At 55.9% G+C, this 1,197-nt stretch carries 1 rRNA gene (only partly in view); it reads right to left on the bottom strand.

Annotated features, from left to right (window positions below):
• Positions 1 to 22 precede the first annotated feature (22 nt).
• Positions 23 to 1,197 (bottom strand): 23S ribosomal RNA (locus ACIO9J_RS44805) (it continues 1,797 nt past the right edge of the window).

Raw genomic sequence — 1,197 nt, 5'->3', positions numbered from 1 at the left:
AACACAGTGGACGCGAGCAACTGAGGACAAGCCCTCGGCCTATTAGTACCAGTCACCTCCACCCGTTACCGGGCTTCCAGATCTGGCCTATCAACCCAGTCGTCTACTGGGAGCCTTAACCCCTCAAAGGGGGTGGGAATACTCATCTCGAAGCAGGCTTCCCGCTTAGATGCTTTCAGCGGTTATCCTTTCCGAACGTAGCCAACCAGCCATGCCCTTGGCAGGACAACTGGCACACCAGAGGTTCGTCCGTCCCGGTCCTCTCGTACTAGGGACAGCCCTTCTCAATATTCCTACGCGCACAGAGGATAGGGACCGAACTGTCTCACGACGTTCTAAACCCAGCTCGCGTACCGCTTTAATGGGCGAACAGCCCAACCCTTGGGACCGACTCCAGCCCCAGGATGCGACGAGCCGACATCGAGGTGCCAAACCATCCCGTCGATATGGACTCTTGGGGAAGATCAGCCTGTTATCCCCGGGGTACCTTTTATCCGTTGAGCGACGGCGCTTCCACAAGCCACCGCCGGATCACTAGTCCCGACTTTCGTCCCTGCTCGACCCGTCGGTCTCACAGTCAAGCTCCCTTGTGCACTTACACTCAACACCTGATTACCAACCAGGCTGAGGGAACCTTTGGGCGCCTCCGTTACTCTTTGGGAGGCAACCGCCCCAGTTAAACTACCCATCAGACACTGTCCCTGATCCGGATCACGGACCGAGGTTAGACATCCAGCACGACCAGAGTGGTATTTCAACGTTGACTCCACGAACACTGGCGTGCCCGCTTCAAAGTCTCCCACCTATCCTACACAAGCCGAACCGAACACCAATATCAAACTGTAGTAAAGGTCCCGGGGTCTTTCCGTCCTTCTGCGCGAAACGAGCATCTTTACTCGTAGTGCAATTTCACCGGGCCTATGGTTGAGACAGTCGAGAAGTCGTTACGCCATTCGTGCAGGTCGGAACTTACCCGACAAGGAATTTCGCTACCTTAGGATGGTTATAGTTACCACCGCCGTTTACTGGCGCTTAAGTTCTCAGCTTCGCACACCCGAAAGTGCACTAACCGGTCCCCTTAACGTTCCAGCACCGGGCAGGCGTCAGTCCGTATACATCGCCTTACGGCTTCGCACGGACCTGTGTTTTTAGTAAACAGTCGCTTCTCGCTGGTCTCTGCGGCCACCCCCAGCTCAG

It is taken from the genome of Streptomyces sp. NPDC087300 (assembly GCF_044744425.1).
Classification (GTDB): Bacteria; Actinomycetota; Actinomycetes; order Streptomycetales; family Streptomycetaceae; genus Streptomyces.
The sequence above is the reverse complement of the archived record's forward strand: the minus strand, read 5'-3'. Positions and strand labels throughout refer to the sequence as shown.